Annotated in this window: 14 protein-coding genes; 12 read left to right on the forward strand and 2 right to left on the reverse strand. The window is 66.7% G+C overall.

Annotated features, from left to right (window positions below):
• Positions 1–41 precede the first annotated feature (41 nt).
• The 5 genes from ACSVDO_RS16130 (at position 42) to ACSVDO_RS16150 (ending at position 4,268) form a co-directional block, all read left to right on the forward strand.
• Entirely contained in the window at positions 42–854 is an 813-nt protein-coding gene (locus ACSVDO_RS16130) for an IclR family transcriptional regulator (protein ID WP_489593373.1), read from the forward strand.
• Positions 855–865: 11 nt separating this feature from the next.
• On the forward strand, positions 866–1,573 hold the full coding sequence (gene pepE, locus ACSVDO_RS16135; protein ID WP_489593374.1) for a dipeptidase PepE: 708 nt from the start codon (positions 866–868) through the stop codon (positions 1,571–1,573).
• A 12-nt stretch (positions 1,574–1,585) separates the two neighbouring features.
• On the forward strand, positions 1,586–2,512 hold the full coding sequence (locus ACSVDO_RS16140) for a DUF1177 domain-containing protein (RefSeq protein WP_489593375.1): 927 nt from the start codon (positions 1,586–1,588) through the stop codon (positions 2,510–2,512).
• An 11-nt stretch (positions 2,513–2,523) separates the two neighbouring features.
• Positions 2,524–3,201, forward strand: a complete 678-nt coding sequence (locus tag ACSVDO_RS16145; RefSeq protein ID WP_489593377.1) for an AroM family protein — start codon at positions 2,524–2,526, stop codon at positions 3,199–3,201.
• 95 nt (positions 3,202–3,296) lie between these two features.
• Entirely contained in the window at positions 3,297–4,268 is a 972-nt protein-coding gene (locus ACSVDO_RS16150; RefSeq protein WP_489596421.1) for a Bug family tripartite tricarboxylate transporter substrate binding protein, read from the forward strand.
• A 22-nt stretch (positions 4,269–4,290) separates the two neighbouring features.
• On the opposite strand, the gene xdhC is transcribed toward ACSVDO_RS16150, so the two are convergent.
• Positions 4,291–5,121, reverse strand: a complete 831-nt coding sequence (xdhC, locus tag ACSVDO_RS16155; RefSeq protein WP_489593378.1) for a xanthine dehydrogenase accessory protein XdhC — start codon at positions 5,119–5,121, stop codon at positions 4,291–4,293.
• Between the two features lie 168 nt (positions 5,122–5,289).
• Here xdhC and ACSVDO_RS16160 point away from each other — a divergent pair, with 168 nt between their 5' ends.
• A complete protein-coding gene (locus ACSVDO_RS16160; protein WP_442881457.1) occupies positions 5,290–5,742 on the forward strand; it encodes a hypothetical protein in 453 nt (150 codons plus the stop codon).
• A 207-nt stretch (positions 5,743–5,949) separates the two neighbouring features.
• Here ACSVDO_RS16160 and uraH read toward each other — a convergent pair whose 3' ends face one another.
• The gene (uraH, locus tag ACSVDO_RS16165; RefSeq protein ID WP_332535850.1) at positions 5,950–6,300 is read right to left on the reverse strand and encodes a hydroxyisourate hydrolase; all 351 of its coding nucleotides are present in this window, start codon (positions 6,298–6,300) and stop codon (positions 5,950–5,952) included.
• Positions 6,301–6,393: 93 nt separating this feature from the next.
• Between uraH and ACSVDO_RS16170 the strand changes: the two genes are divergently transcribed.
• The 6 genes from ACSVDO_RS16170 (at position 6,394) to ACSVDO_RS16195 (ending at position 15,220) form a co-directional block, all read left to right on the forward strand.
• Positions 6,394–7,071 carry a GntR family transcriptional regulator gene (locus tag ACSVDO_RS16170; RefSeq protein ID WP_332535848.1) on the forward strand — a complete coding sequence of 226 codons (678 nt, stop codon included), beginning with the start codon at positions 6,394–6,396 and terminating at the stop codon, positions 7,069–7,071.
• Positions 7,072–7,082: 11 nt separating this feature from the next.
• On the forward strand, positions 7,083–8,039 hold the full coding sequence (gene puuE / locus ACSVDO_RS16175) for an allantoinase PuuE (protein WP_332535846.1): 957 nt from the start codon (positions 7,083–7,085) through the stop codon (positions 8,037–8,039).
• 4 nt (positions 8,040–8,043) lie between these two features.
• Positions 8,044–9,819, forward strand: coding sequence for a 2-oxo-4-hydroxy-4-carboxy-5-ureidoimidazoline decarboxylase (gene uraD / locus ACSVDO_RS16180; protein ID WP_489593381.1), 1,776 nt, complete (start codon positions 8,044–8,046; stop codon positions 9,817–9,819).
• Positions 9,816–11,084: a M20 family metallopeptidase gene (locus ACSVDO_RS16185; protein WP_489593383.1), complete on the forward strand. Its 1,269-nt coding sequence runs from the start codon at positions 9,816–9,818 to the stop codon at positions 11,082–11,084. The genes uraD and ACSVDO_RS16185 overlap by 4 nt, the downstream gene beginning before the upstream one ends.
• Before the next feature lie 181 nt (positions 11,085–11,265).
• On the forward strand, positions 11,266–12,753 hold the full coding sequence (locus ACSVDO_RS16190; RefSeq protein ID WP_489593384.1) for a nucleobase:cation symporter-2 family protein: 1,488 nt from the start codon (positions 11,266–11,268) through the stop codon (positions 12,751–12,753).
• 169 nt (positions 12,754–12,922) lie between these two features.
• Complete coding sequence (locus ACSVDO_RS16195; protein WP_332535840.1) at positions 12,923–15,220, forward strand: NADP-dependent malic enzyme; 2,298 nt, start codon at positions 12,923–12,925, stop codon at positions 15,218–15,220.
• Positions 15,221–15,452: the final 232 nt, after the last annotated feature.

Raw genomic sequence — 15,452 nt, forward strand, 5'->3', positions numbered from 1 at the left:
ATACCGAACATGGTTCTAAAAAACCGAACAGAGACTTCGACATGAGCATTCTGGAAAACGTACAGCGCCTGCTGACGGTGTATGCCCAAGGCGTCGCCGACCTGAGCTTCAGCGAGGTGGCCGAGCAATTGGACCTGCCCAAGAGCTCGGCTTCGCATCTTCTGCACCAGATGCACCGCTTCGGCCTGCTCGAACAGAACCCGCGCACGCGACGCTACCGCACCAGCACGCTGCTGGCCCAGGCCTCCCAGCCCCAGGGCCAGAACGCCTCCTGGGATGCACTGTGCTGGCAGGTGCTGGAGCATCTGTCCGAGCGCACCGGCCTGACCGCCTACCTGTCCACGCTCAACGGCGCGCAGACCATGGTCATACAGCGGCTTGATGGGCGCTCGCCGGTTCAGGTCGTCTCCCCACCGGGATCGCTGCGCGCGGCCTGCGACACCGCCATGGGCCGGGCCATGCTGTCGCGCCTAACGAAGGAAGAATTCGAGACACTGTATGGCAACGATGCCCAACGCCCCATCGAGCCGCCGAGCCAGGCGCGGCTGGCCAATGTGGGCGCGCTGATCGCGGAAGTGGCCGTGGCCACGCGCCAGCACCATGCGGTGCTGGTCGACGCCGCGCTGCCGGGTGTGGGCGCGGTCGCGGCTGCGGTGCGCCACCCGATGAGCGGCGAGCTGCGCGGCTTTTGCGTCTCGTTCGTCGCCGGCGTGCACGCGCCCATGGATCTGCCCTCGATCAACCGCTACCGCCAGCTGATGCTCGACGAAGTCGGCACGCTGGGGCGGCGCGTCGGCGACCGCTTCTGGACCGAACCCGCACTGCCCAGCGCGCAGTGGTCTCCCACCCTTTAAGGCCTGCCACCATGCAACTCCTGCTTCTGAGCAACTCCACCAGCCCCCTTGGCTTTCTGACCCACGCGCTGCCGGCAATCACCGAATGGGCCGCAACGGGAAGCGCACGAGCGCGCGTACTGTTCGTGCCCTATGCCGGCGTCACGCGCACCTGGGACGCCTACGAAACGCTGGTCGCCGATGCGCTGCGCCCCGTGGGCCTCGACGTGCAATCGCTGCACCGCGAAGCCACGCCGCTCGAAGCCATTGCGCGCGCCACGCATATCGTGGTGGGCGGCGGCAATACGTTCGCGCTGGTGCGCCAGCTGCGCCAGACGGGCCAGCTCGCGGCCATCGCCGAGCGCGTGCGCTCGGGCGGCGCGCGCTACCTGGGCTGGAGCGCGGGCGCCAACCTCGCCTGCCCGCGCCTGAGCACCAGCAACGACATGCCGATTGTCGACCCGCTGGGCTTCGACACGCTGGGCCTGGTGCCGTTCCAGATCAACCCGCATTACACCGAAGCCCACCCCGAAGGCCACCGCGGCGAGACCCGCCAGCAGCGGCTGCGCGAGTTCGCGCTGCTCAACCCCGGTGTGCCCGTGCTGGGCCTGCCCGAAGGCACGGGCCTGCGCGTGGACAACGACAACTACACCTTGCTGGGCGATGCGCAGACGCCGGCCCGCTGGTTCACCGCTACCGAGGCGCCGGCAATCCTGCCCATGGGCGCCTGGAAATTCTGAAGTTCTGACGCCATGAAACACGTATCCCATCTCATCGACCTCCTGTCCAGCGCCCATGTGAGCGGCGCCAGCATCGCAGAATTTCTCGGCAGCTTCGGCGTGGGCAGCATCACCGTCACGCCCGTGAGCCAGGACGGACTGTCGACGGACTTCATCGCGATTGAAATTCCCGGCAGCAACCCTGCGGCGCCACGCCTGGGCATCGTCGGGCGCCTGGGCGGCGTGGGCGCGCGCCCCAGCGTGACCGGCCTGGTCTCCGACAGCGACGGCGCCGTGGTGGCGCTGGCGGCCGCGGCCCAGCTGATGGAAATGCACAAGCGCGGCGATGTGCTGGAAGGCAGCGTCATCATCCACACGCATATCTGCCCGGCCGCGGGCACGCGGCCGCAGCACCCGGTGCCGATGATGAAGTCGCCGTTCGCGATGCGCGAAATGATGCGCCACGAAGTCAGCCAGCGCATGGATGCGATCCTGGCCGTCGACACCACGCGCGGCAACCGCCTCGTGAACCAGCGCGGCGTGGCACTCACTCCCGTGGCCAAGCAGGGCTATCTGCTGCCGATCCCCGATCTGATGCTCGATCTCATGGGCTGGGTCAGCGGCCAGCTGCCGCTGACGCTGCCGCTGACGACGCAGGACATCACGCCTTACGAGAACGGCCTGCCGCATGTGAACTCCATCATGCAGCCGACGATCGCCACCGACGCCCCCGTGGTCGGCGTGGCGCTGACCGCCCAGACCACAGTGCCGGGCTGCGCCACTGGTGTGACCAATGCCTGGGACACCGATGTCGCCATGCGCTTTTGCGTCGAAGTCGCCAAGATGTTCGGCGCGGGCAAGCTGCCTTTTGTGCATGCCGAACATTGGGCCCAGCTGCAGGCGCGCTACGGCTCGCTGGCCCATCTGCAGACCGTGGGCAACGTGCCCGCGAACGCATAAAGGCAGCCGCCATGGCACGCCGCATCGCATTCTTCACCATCGGCGAATCGCCGCGCTCCGACGTCGTGCCTGAAATGGCGCTGTGCCTGGGCGAGCATGTACGCATAGACGAGTTCGGCGTGCTCGACGGCCTCGACGCCGCGCAGCGCGCCGCGCTCGCCCCCCGGCCCGGCAGCCACCGCTTTGCTTCGCGCCTGCGCGACGGCACACCGGTGGAGCTGGACCACCACGCGACCGAGGCGCGCCTGGCGGCGCTGATGCAGCAGGCCGACGACCAGGGCTATGACGCGCTGGTGCCGCTTTGCACCGGCACGGTGATCGAGCGCATGCGCAGCCTTGTGGTCGAGCCGCAGCAGGTGGTCGACCACCATGTCGCGGCGCTGTCGGCGCATTGCACCACGCTGGGTCTGATCGTTCCGCTCGCGGCCCAGGTCGCGACTTTTCACCTGGCCCAGCCCGTGGCCTGCGCGGTCAGGACCGTGCACGCCTCGCCCTACGAAACCGACGCACGCGCCGCGGCCGCGGCGTTCGACGCCGCGGGCCGCGCGCTGGCCGACTGCGATCTGATCGTCATGCACTGCATGGGCTACGGCCAGGCAATGCGCGCGCGCGTGGCCCAGGCCAGCGGCCGGCCGACGCTGCTGTCGAACCGCATCGTCGCCGACGCACTGGCGCAGCTGCTGGCCTGAAACCATCCCGTTCGTCCTGAGCCTGCCTCGCCGGCCGCGTCGAAGAACCGTTTTTTCACTGTGAGTTTGAGGAGTTTTCCATGTCGATTCGTCCCATGATCCATGCCGGTGTCTGCGCTTTGACCCTGGCCACCACCGCCCTCGGCTCCACCGCGGTCCTCGCGCAGTGGAAACCCGAGCGTCCCGTCAAGCTGCTCGTGGGCTTTGCGCCCGGCGGCTCGGCCGACACGCTGGCGCGCCTGATCGCGGAACCGCTGGGCCGCAAGCTGGGCCAGCCGGTGGTGGTCGAGAACGTCCCGGGCGCGGGCGGCAACATCATGGCCCAGCGCCTGTCCACGGCCCCGGCCGACGGCTACACGCTGGGCATGGGCGCGGCCGGCTCGATGTCGGTGACCTTTCACCTGAACCCCGCGGCCACCAAGTACAAGCCCGAGAGCTTCGCGCCCGTGACGCTGCTCGCGACCCAGCCCAACGTGGTGATCGTCAACAACAACGTGCCCGCGGCCAACATCAGCGAGCTCAAGAGCTACATCCAGAAGAATCCCCAGGCCAGCTACGGCATCGCGGGCATAGGCATCTCCAACCACCTGATTGCCGAGTCCATGCTCAGCCGCCTGGGCGTGAAGATGGAAGCCGTGGCCTACAAGGGTGCGGCGCCCGTGATCACCGACCTGCTGGGCGGCCACATTGCCATGACCGTCGACAACATCACCACCGCCGCGGCGCTGGTCAAGGAAGGCAAGGTCAAGGCCCTGGGCGTGACCACCGCCAAGCGCGCGCCCCAGCTGCCCGAAGTCCCCACGCTGCAGGAGCAGGGCATCAAGAACTTCGACATGCCCACCTGGCAAGGCCTGTTCGCGCCCGCCGGCATGCCTGCCGACGTGATGGGCAGCTATTTCCAGGCCGTGCAGGAAGTGCTCAAGGATCCGGCAACGCGTGAAAAGATGGCCCAGCTCGGCTCCGAGCCGGTGATAGGCGTGTCGTCGGCCGACTTCGTGAAGTACCTGGCAAACGACCGCCAGCACTGGGCGCAGACCATCAAGGCGGCGAACATTCAGCCCCAGTAAGCGCTGTCAGGCAGCGGCAGGCTCAGCCCCGCCGCTGCAGCAGCTGCGCGGCCACGGCCACGGCAATCACTTCGGGCTCCTTGCCCGTGATGCCGGCCAGGCCTATGGGGCATGTGACCTGGTCCATTTCCTGTTCGCTGAAGCCGCGTTGCGCCAGGCGTTTGCGGAACACCGCCCACTTGGTCGCGCTGCCTATCAGCCCGATGAAATCGAGGTCGGCGCGCTCGCGCTGGCGCTGCAGGCAGGCGGCCACCACTTCCAGGTCTTCGGCATGGCTGAAGCTCATGATCAGCACCTGCGAATGCGCGGCAAGATCGGCCACTGCGCCCTCGACCGGCGCGGAATGCTCGCACACCACGGCTGCGCCGCTTTCCTCCACCCACTGCGTCTCGAACACCGCGTCGCGGCTGTCGATCCAATTCAGTTTGCAGGGCAGCGTGCTCAGCAGCCGCACCAGCGCATGGCCCACATGGCCGGCGCCGAACAAGGCCACCTGCAGCGCGGGCGCGAGACGCTGGCCGGCGCGCGCGGCCAGCGCCTGCAGTCCGGCCAGCTCGCCCCGGGCCAGCGGCTCGAAGCGCAGCCACACGACGCCACCGCAGCACTGTCCCAGGCTGGGGCCCAGCGCATAGCGCTGCTCCAGGGCCGTGCCGCCCTGGGCAAGCAATGCTCGCGCCTGCGCCATGGCCTCGAACTCGAGATGGCCGCCGCCTATGGTGCCTACCAGTTCGTCGGCCAGCACCAGCATCCAGGTGCCGGCTTCGCGCGGCACCGATCCCTGCGATCGCAGCACTTCGACCCAGCAGGCCGGAGCGGCCGCCAGCTTGTCACAGGCGGTTTTTAATGTATTCAAACGAAAATCCTTCCCCACTTTGCCAGCGCAGTGCATGGTTTTGGACGTTGGCGTCCCTGGACCCGCAGGCTTTCAGGATAACCTCGCGGCATGCCAGATAAGCGTTCCCCCTCTTCCCCTGCAGCCGCGGACAGCGGCCGCCCGCGTTCCTGGCTCTGGGCCAGCCTGATGGCCGGTGTCGCCTCGCTGGTTGCCGCCTGCAAGTCGCCACCCGTGCCGCCCGAGCCCGGCCCGGGGCCCGGACCCGCCCAGCAGGGCCAGGCCAGCGTCGCCCCCATGCCTTCGGGCGCGGCCACGCCGCGCGCCTACCGCGCCGATGCGGCCAAGCATCTATACGCCAACAACGCGCAGCGCATCTACAAGGGCCAGCTACCGCCCATGCTCTATGCGGTCGGCGTGCTCGAAGTCGACATTGACCGCAACGGCCGCGTCCAGCGCCTGAGCTGGATGCGCGCGCCCAAGCACGCGCCCGAGGTCATTGCCGAAATCGAACGCACGGTGCGCAGCGCCGCGCCCTACCCCGTGCCCGCGCGCATGGGCAAGGTGACCTATACCGATACCTGGCTCTGGGACAAGTCGGGGCAGTTCCAGCTCGATACGCTGACCGAAGGCCAGCGCTGAGCGCCTGCTTTTCCGCGCATGAATGGCTGATGGCCGTCTGCCCCTGGCCTGTCGAAGCGCGTCTGCGTTCTCGGCCAGTGCGGCCTGCAGCGCGCGCTTCTCGCAACAGCACACAAAATACCGCGGCTTCGACAGGCTCAGCCCGAACGGGTTGTGTGAGCGCGCCTTGAACCACCGTCGCCCTGGCCAAATTCACGGCCTACACAATCACGACCCGCGATAAGTCGAATAGCTCCAGGGGCTGACCAGCAGCGGCACGTGGTAGTGCTGATCGACGTGGGCGACGCCGAAGTCCAGGCTCACGCGGTCGAGAAAGCTGGGTTCGGGCAGCGCCACGCCACGCGCCTTGAAATACGCGCCCACATCGAAAGTCAGGCGGTAGGTGCCGGCCTGCAGGCTGGCGTTGTCGAACAGCGGCGCGTCGGTTCGGCCGTCGCTGTTGAGCACCAACTGGCGCAGCAGCGTGGCCTGATCGCCTGCGGTGCGATAGAAAGATACGGCCATGCCGGCCGCGGGGCAGCCGTGCATCGTGTCGAGAACGTGGGTACTCAGGCCCATAGGGAATCTCCTGTGTGCAAAAGCCTTGCCGGATGGAGGCCTGTGACACAAAATTGTATACAAATTTTGTTCTACACCCGCTAAGATTGCGCCATGGAATCCACGACCACCCGCACGATCGCCGAGGCCCTGACCCGCGCCATCGTGGAGCACAAGCTGCGCCCCGGAACCAAGCTGGGCGAACAAAAACTCGCAGACCATTTCGGCGTCTCGCGCACGCTGGTGCGCCAGGCGCTGTTCCAGCTCACGCAGAACCGCCTGGTCACGCTGGAGCCGGCGCGCGGCGCCTATGTCTCCACGCCTTCCGTGCAGGAAGCGCGCCAGGTGTTTGCCGTGCGCCGCATGCTTGAAACCGAAATGACACGCGCCTTTGCCGCGGGCGTGACGCCCGCCAAGATCAAGGCGCTGCGCACCCATGTGGCCGCCGAGCAGGCCGCGATGGACCGCTCAGACGTCGGTGAGCGCACCGAACTGCTGGGCGACTTCCACGTGCGCATGGCCGAACTGATGGGCAACGAAGTGCTGGCGCAGATGATTGCCGACCTGACTTCGCGCTGCGCGCTGATCATGCTGATGTACCAGTCCGACTCGGCTGCCGAGCATTCGCACGAGGAACATGCCGAGATCGTCGCGGCGCTGGCCGCCAAGGATGCCGATCTGGCCGTGCGCCTGATGCAGGAACATTTATTGCATGTCGAGGCCGGGCTCACGTTCGACCGCGAGATGCCCGCCAACGACCTGTCCCAGGCCCTGTCCTCACTTTCTGTTTGAAGCTCCCGCGCATGCTGTACGACGCCACCGCCCCCTATCCCCGTGACCTCGTCGGCTACGGCCCCAGGCCGCCCCACGCCCAATGGCCGGGCCAGGCCCGGATTGCCGTGCAGTTCGTGCTCAATTACGAGGAAGGCGGCGAGAATGCCGTGCTGCACGGCGACCCGGCAAGCGAGCAGTTCCTGTCCGAAATGTTCAATCCCGCGGCCTATCCCGAGCGCCACATGAGCATGGAAGGCATCTATGAATACGGTTCGCGCGCCGGCGTCTGGCGCCTGCTGCGCGAGTTCGAGAAACGCGGCCTGCCGCTGACGGTGTTCGGCGTCGCGTCGGCGCTGCAGCGCCACCCCGACGTGACCCGGGCGTTTGTCGAGCTGGGCCATGAGATCGCCTGCCATGGCCTCAAGTGGATCCACTACCAGGGCGTTCCCGAGGAAGTGGAGCGCGCCCATATGCGCCAGGCCATGGAGATCTTCCAGCAGCTGCTGGGTGATCGCAGCGAACACGGCCTGGGCTGGTACACGGGCCGCGACAGCCCCAACACCCACCGGCTGGTCGCCGATTACGGCGGCTTTGCCTACGACAGCGACTACTACGGCGACGACCTGCCGTTCTGGATGAAAGTCGCGAAAAGCGATGGCAGCAGCGCAAACCAGCTGATCGTGCCCTATACGCTCGACTGCAACGACATGCGCTTCGCCCTACCCCAGGGCTTCTCGCACGCCGACCCGTTCTTCCAGTACCTCAAGGACACCTTTGACGTGCTCTACGCCGAAGGCGACCCCGCGGGCGACAACGCGCCCAAGATGATGAGCATTGGCATGCACTGCCGGCTGCTGGGCAAGCCCGGCCGGATCACCGCGCTGCAGCGCTTTCTCGACCATATCCAGCAGCATGAAGCCGTCTGGGTATGCCGGCGCATAGACATCGCTCGCCACTGGGCGCAGACCCACCCCTGCCAGGATTGAACTCATGCCCTTGACGCTGGAACAACTGAATCAGGCCGACCCGGCCCAGGCCCTCGCGCTGCTCGACGGTCTGTACGAACATTCGCCATGGATTGCCGCGGCCGCGCTGAACGAGCGGCCGTTCCGCTCGCTGGACCATCTCAAGCACGCAATGGTCAAGGTGCTGGCCGATGCCTCGCCGCAATCGCGCATCGATCTGATACGCGCCCACCCCGAACTCGCGGGCAAGGCCATGGTCGCGCGCAGCCTCACGGCCGAATCGACCAACGAACAGAACCGCGCCGGACTCACGCAGTGCTCGCTGGAGGAATTCGCGCGCATCCAGCAGCTCAATGCCGACTACAACGCGCGCTTCGGCTTTCCTTTCATTCTCGCGGTGCGCGGGCCGCGCGGCCTGGGCCTGGCCAAGCAGGAAATCATCGACACGTTTGCGCGCCGCCTGCACAACCACCCCGATTTCGAATGCGCTGAAGCCATACGCAACATCCACCGCATCGCCGAGATCCGTCTGAACGACAAGTTCGGCCATGTGCCCACGCTGGGCAACGATGTCTGGGACTGGCAGGAATCGCTGGCCCGGCATTCGGACCCGGGCTTTGCCGAACTCGGCCAGCTCACCGTGACCTATCTGACCGACGCCCACCGCGCCTGCGCCCAGCGCATCAGCGGCTGGATGCGCGACTGCGGCTTCGACGAAGTCGCGATCGACGCCGTCGGCAATGTCGTCGGCCGCTACCACCCGAACGCCGCGGACGGCCGCTACCTGCTCACGGGCAGCCACTACGACACCGTGCGCAACGGCGGCAAGTACGACGGCCGGCTGGGCATCTTCGTGCCCATGGCCTGCGTGCGCGAGCTGCACCGCGCGGGCCGCAGGCTGCCGTTCGGCATCGAAGTCGTGGCCTTTGCCGAAGAGGAAGGCCAGCGCTACAAGGCCACGTTCCTGGGCTCGGGCGCGCTGATCGGCGACTTCAAGCCCGAATGGCTGGACCAGGAAGACGCCGACGGCATCACCATGCGCGCGGCCATGCAGCACGCCGGCCTGTGCCCCGACGACATTCCCGCGCTGCAGCGCGACCCGGCCCACTATCTGGGCTTTGTCGAAGTGCATATCGAGCAGGGCCCGGTGCTCAACGAACTCGATCTTCCGCTGGGCGTGGTCACCTCGATCAACGGCAGCGTGCGCTATCTGTGCGAGATGACCGGCATGGCCAGCCATGCGGGCACCACGCCCATGAACCGCCGGCGCGACGCGGCCACGGCGGTTGCCGAACTCGCGCTGTTCGCCGAACAGCGCGCGGCGCGCGACGGCGACTCGGTGGCCACCATAGGCCAGTGGCAGGTACCCAACGGCTCGATCAATGTCGTGCCCGGGCGCTGCCAGTTCAGCCTCGACATGCGCGCCCCCACCGATGCCCAGCGCGACGCGCTGGTCGCCGACATCCTTGCCGAGCTGCAGGCGATCAGCGCGCGCCGCGGACTGCGCTGCAGCACCGAGCTGGCCCTGACAGCGTCCGCCGCGCCCAGCGACCCCGCATGGCAGCAGCGCTGGGAAAAGGCCGTCGACTCGCTGGGCCTGCCGGTGTATCGGCTGCCCAGCGGCGCCGGCCATGACGCCATGAAACTGCATGAAATCATGCCCCAGGCCATGCTGTTCGTGCGCGGCCTCAACGCCGGCATCAGCCACAACCCGCTGGAAAGCACCACCGCCGACGACATGCAGCTCGCGGTCGACGCCTTCACCCATGTACTGAATCAATTGAGCGACGCAGAGCAATGAGCCAAGAAACCATTTACAAGGCCCTCGACACCTGGATCGATGCCCATTTCGACGCCGAAGTGCGCTTCCTGCAGGCGCTGGTGCAGGTGCCCACCGACACCCCGCCGGGCAACAACGCACCGCATGCCGAGCGCACCGCGGCGCTGCTGCAGGACTTCGGCATGCAGGCCGAAAAGCACGCCGTGCCCACGCCCGAAGTGCAGGCCTACGGCATGGAATCGATCACCAATCTGATCGTGCGCCGGCCCTACGGCCCCGCGGGTTCGGGCCGCACGATTGCGCTCAACGCCCATGGCGATGTCGTGCCGCCGGGCGAAGGCTGGAGCCGCGACCCCTACGGCGCCGAGATTGCCGAAGGCAAGCTCTACGGCCGCGCCTCGGCCGTGAGCAAGAGCGATTTCGCCAGCTTCACGTTTGCCGTGCAGGCGCTCGAAGCCGTGGCCCGGCCCCAGCAGGGCGCGATCGAGCTGCATTTCACCTATGACGAGGAGTTCGGCGGCGAACTCGGCCCGGGCTGGCTGCTGAAGAACCAGCTCACCAAGCCCGACCTGATGATTGCCGCGGGCTTCAGCTACGAAGTCGTCACGGCGCACAACGGCTGCCTGCAGATGGAAGTCACGGTGCACGGCAAGATGGCGCATGCGGCCGTGCCGCATACCGGTGTCGACGCGCTGCAGGCCGCGACCGCGCTGATGAACGCGCTCTACGCCGAGAACGCCAAGTACCGCAAGATCACCTCCGCGGTGCCGGGCATCACCCACCCTTACCTGAACATCGGCCGCATCGAAGGCGGCACCAACACCAACGTCGTGCCGGGCAAGGTGCTGCTCAAGCTCGACCGGCGCATGATTCCCGAGGAGGATCCGGTGGCGGTCGAAGCCAGCCTGCGCGCCGTGATCGCCCAGGCTGCGGCCGACTTCAATCAGCTGCATGGCTATGCAGGCGAGGACGCGGTGCGCATCGACATCCGGCGCATCCTGCTGGCGCGCGCCATGACGCCGCTGGCCGGCAACCAGCCCCTGGTCGATGCCATCCAGCAGCACGGCGAAGCCGTGTTCGGCGCCAAGCCGCCGGCCGTGGGCACGCCGCTCTACACCGATGTGCGCCTTTATGTCGAGCACGGCATTCCGGGCGTGATCTATGGCGCCGGCCCGCGCACGGTGCTTGAATCGCATGCCAAGCGCGCCGACGAACGCCTGGATCTCGAAGACCTGCGCCGTGCGACCAAGGTCATTGCGCGCAGCCTGCACGATCTGCTGGGCTGAGCCCCGCCCCTCCCCGTTCCAGGCCCTGCTTCCCCAGGGCCTTTTTCATGTCTTTATGGCGACGCGATTAGGGTAATCGCCATCCAACTTCAAGGGGTCTTGCGGTTCAATCTGTATACACATTCTGTATGGAAATTGAACCCCGGCGCAGCAGCCCTCGCTGCCTGTGCAAAGGACCCCCATGGAACCCACGATTCACCCTGTCGACGAAAAACTGCCCATGGGCCGCCTCACGGCCCTGGGCCTGCAGCATGTGCTGGTGATGTATGCCGGCGCCGTCGCCGTGCCGCTGATCATCGGCCGCGCGCTCAACCTGCCCGCCGAACAGGTGGCGATGCTGATCTCGGCAGACCTGTTCTGCTGCGGCCTGATCACGCTGATCCAGGCCATGGGCGCAACCCAATGGTTCGGCATCAAGCTGCCGGTGATGATGGGCGTGACGTTTGCCAGCGTCGCGCCCATGGTGTCGATGGCCCAGAGCACGTCCGGGCCCGCGGGCGCGGGGCTGATCTTCGGCTCGGTCATAGGCGCAGGCGTGGTGTCGCTGCTGCTGGCCCCGGTCATCAGCCGCATGCTGCGCTTCTTCCCGCCCGTCGTGACCGGCACCATCATTTTGGTGATCGGCATCAGCCTGATGCGCGTGGGCATCAACTGGATCTTCGGCAATCCCGTGGGGCCGACCGCGCCCAGCGTGCCCAATCCCGAACACATCAAGTGGCTGGCCGAAGCCCAGGCCGCGGCCGGCGCGCCCGGCAGCTCGCTGCCGCCCGTGCCCAAGGGCTTTTCCGTCGTTCCCACCCTGCCCAACCCGCGCTACGGCGACCTGACAGGCGTGGGCATTTCCGCTCTGGTGCTGGTGTCCATCCTGCTGATCGCGCGCTTCGGCAAGGGCTTCATTGCCAACATCTCGGTGCTGCTGGGCATCGTGATCGGCGGCATCGCCACCGCCTCCATGGGCCTGATGGACTTCCACAAGGTCGCCGAAGCCCAGTGGTTCAACGTGGTGCTGCCGTTCGAGATAGCGCTGCCGGTGTTCGACCCCATGCTGATACTGACCATGTCCCTGGTGATGATCGTGGTGATGATCGAGTCCACGGGCATGTTCCTGGCGCTGGGCGAGATGACAGGACGCAAGATCAGCCAGGACGACCTCACACGCGGCCTGCGCACCGACGGCCTGGGCACGCTGATAGGCGGCATCTTCAACACCTTTCCCTACACCAGCTTCTCGCAGAACGTGGGTCTGGTCGCGGTCACCGGCGTCAAGAGCCGCTGGGTCTGCGTCGCCGGCGGCGTGATCCTGGTGGTGCTGGGCCTGCTGCCCAAGATGGCCGCGCTGATCGAATCCCTGCCCACGGTGGTGCTCGGCGGCGCGGGCCTGGTGATGTTCGGCATGGTGGCTTCCACCGGAATCCGCATTCTGAGCAACGTGGATTTCCAGAAGAACCGAAACAATGCCATGATCGTCGCAGTGTCCATAGGCGTGGGCATGGTGCCGCTGGTCGCGCCCAATTTCCGCCAATGGATGCCGCATGCCATCCATCCCCTCATTGAATCCGGTATCCTGCTGGCCTCACTTGCCGCTGTGGCATTGAACATTTTCTTTAACGGAACGCGCGGCGACACTGCCGACGTTGTGCGAGCTGCCCGCCAAGCCGACGCCCACTGAGCGAAGCACAGGCCCGCAGCCGCCGCCGGCTACCGCCGGCCCTCCTCCCCCCTGCCGCGAGGCTCGGGGGATTTGTTTTCCCTGCCAGCGGGACATGGTCATCGAGGCCATGACCCGTGCTGCCATCAGGTAAGCTAGCAGTAAGCCATTTGTTGTCGAGAATTTTCGTATGACCCAGAACCTGTCCACCGCCGAGCAAGCCCTGCGCGATGCTGCGCGCGAATACCACCGCAGCCCCAACAAGGGCAAGATTTCGGTCACTCCGACCAAGCCGCTGTCCAACCAGCGCGACCTGTCGCTGGCCTACTCGCCCGGCGTCGCCTATCCCTGCCTCGACATCGAGGCCGACCCTTCGCTGGCCGCCGAATACACCGCGCGCGGCAACCTCGTGGGCGTGATCACCAACGGCACGGCCGTGCTGGGCCTGGGCGACATCGGCCCGCTGGCGAGCAAGCCGGTCATGGAAGGCAAGGGCTGCCTGTTCAAGAAGTTCGCCGGCGTCGATGTGTTTGACATCGAACTCGCCGAACGCGATCCGGACAAGCTGATCGACATCATTGCCGCGCTCGAGCCCACGCTGGGCGGCATCAACCTCGAGGACATCAAGGCCCCCGAGTGCTTCTACATCGAGCAGGAGCTGTCCAAGCGCATGAACATTCCGGTGTTCCATGACGACCAGCACGGCACGGCCATCATCTCCAGCGCCGCACTGCTCAACGGCCTGGAACTCGTGGGCAAGGACATCGACAAGGTCAAGATCGCCGTCTCCGGCGCGGGTGCCGCGGCAATCGCCTGCGTCAACGTGATGGTGGGCCTGGGCGTGAAGCGTGAAAACGTGTTCATGTGCGACTCCAAGGGACTGATCTATGAAGGCCGCCCCGGCGGCTTCGACGCGTCCAAGGCACAGTACGCGCAAAAGACCGAAGGCCGCACGCTGGCCGACGCGGTCAATGCCGCCGACGTGTTCCTCGGCTGCTCGGCTCCCGGCGTGCTCACGGCCGAAATGGTCAAGACCATGGCCGACAAGCCCATCATCCTGGCGCTGGCCAATCCCGAGCCGGAGATCCGCCCCGAACTGGCCAAGGCCATTCGCCCCGACTGCATCATCGCCACCGGCCGTTCGGACTACCCGAACCAGGTGAACAACGTGCTGTGCTTCCCCTACATCTTCCGCGGCGCGCTCGATTGCGGCGCCACCAAGATCACCGAGGAAATGAAGCTGGCCTGCGTGCGCGAAATCGCCAACCTGGCCAAGGCCGAGATGAGCGACGAAGTCGCCGCGGCCTACCAGGGCAAGGAACTGTCGTTCGGCCCTGATTACCTGATTCCCACGCCGTTCGACGTGCGCCTGATCCTGCGCATCGCGCCCGCCGTGGCGCGCGCTGCCGAAGCTTCGGGTGTCGCCACGCGCCCGATCGCCGACTACGACGCCTACCGCGAAAGCCTCACGCGCTTCGTCTACTCGACCAGCATGTTCATGCGCCCGGTGTTTGCCGCGGCCAAGCAGAACCTGCAGCGCGTGGCCTACGCCGAAGGCGAAGACGAGCGCGTGCTGCGCGCGGTGCAGGTCGCGGTCGACGACGGCCTGGCCAAGCCCATCCTGATCGGCCGCCCCGCGGTGATCGCCACGCGCATCGCCAAGGCCGGCCTGCGCCTGCAGCCGGGCAAGGATGTCGAAATCTGCGACCCTGAAGACGACCCGCGTTTCCGTCAGTACTGGGAGACCTATCACAAGCTGATGGGCCGCAACGGCGTGACCCCCGAGAACGCCAAGGTTGCGGTGCGCCGCTCCAACACCCTGATCGCCGCGCTGATGGTGCATCTGGGCGATGCCGACGCCATGCTCTGCGGCCTGGTCGGTCGCTTCGACAGCCACCTCGAGCACATCGAGAAGGTGCTGGGCCTGAAGGACGGCGCGCCCGGTTTCGCCACCGTGAACGCGCTGATGCTGGAAAGCCGCACGCTGTTCATTGCCGACACCTACATCAACGACAACCCGGACGCCGAACTGCTGGCCAGCATTGCCCAGATGGCGGCCGAGGAAGTCGCGCGCTTCGGCCTGCCGCCCAAGGTCGCGTTCCTGTCGCACTCGAACTACGGCTCGTCGACCCGCCCCTCGGCGCTGAAGATGCGCGCCGCGCGCGAGCTGTTCTCCCAGAACGTTCCGCACATCGAGTGCGACGGCGAAATGCACGGCGATGCCGCGCTGTCGCCCGAAGTGCGCGCCCGCGCGCTGCTGGAAAGCTCGCTCGACGGTGAAGCCAACGTGCTGATCTGCCCCAACCTCGACGCGGCGAACATCCTGTTCAACGTGCTCAAGACCACGGCCGCCCATGGCACGACCATTGGCCCCATGCTGCTGGGCAGCGCGGCCGCCGCGCATGTGCTCACGCCTTCGAGCACCGTGCGCCGTGTGGTCAACATGACCGCATTGGCCGCCGCGCAGGCACAGGCACTGCGCGCCTGAGCCGGCACCCTGCGATTGCAGGGTCTGGAATGAAAAATGCACGCCTTCGGGCGTGCTTTTTTTTGCGCCGGGGCTTGCCCTGGAGCTGAATGCCGGGGCGTTCACCCTTCGACGCGGCCGGCCCTCAAACTGGAGATCTGGACGTTCACCCTGCGACAAGCTCAGGGCGAACGGGGACAGTGTTCATGGTGGGAGCGCCTCGGCGGCCCCCTCGAACCATGAACGGCCACCC

It is taken from the genome of Comamonas sp. DB36 (assembly GCF_057914905.1).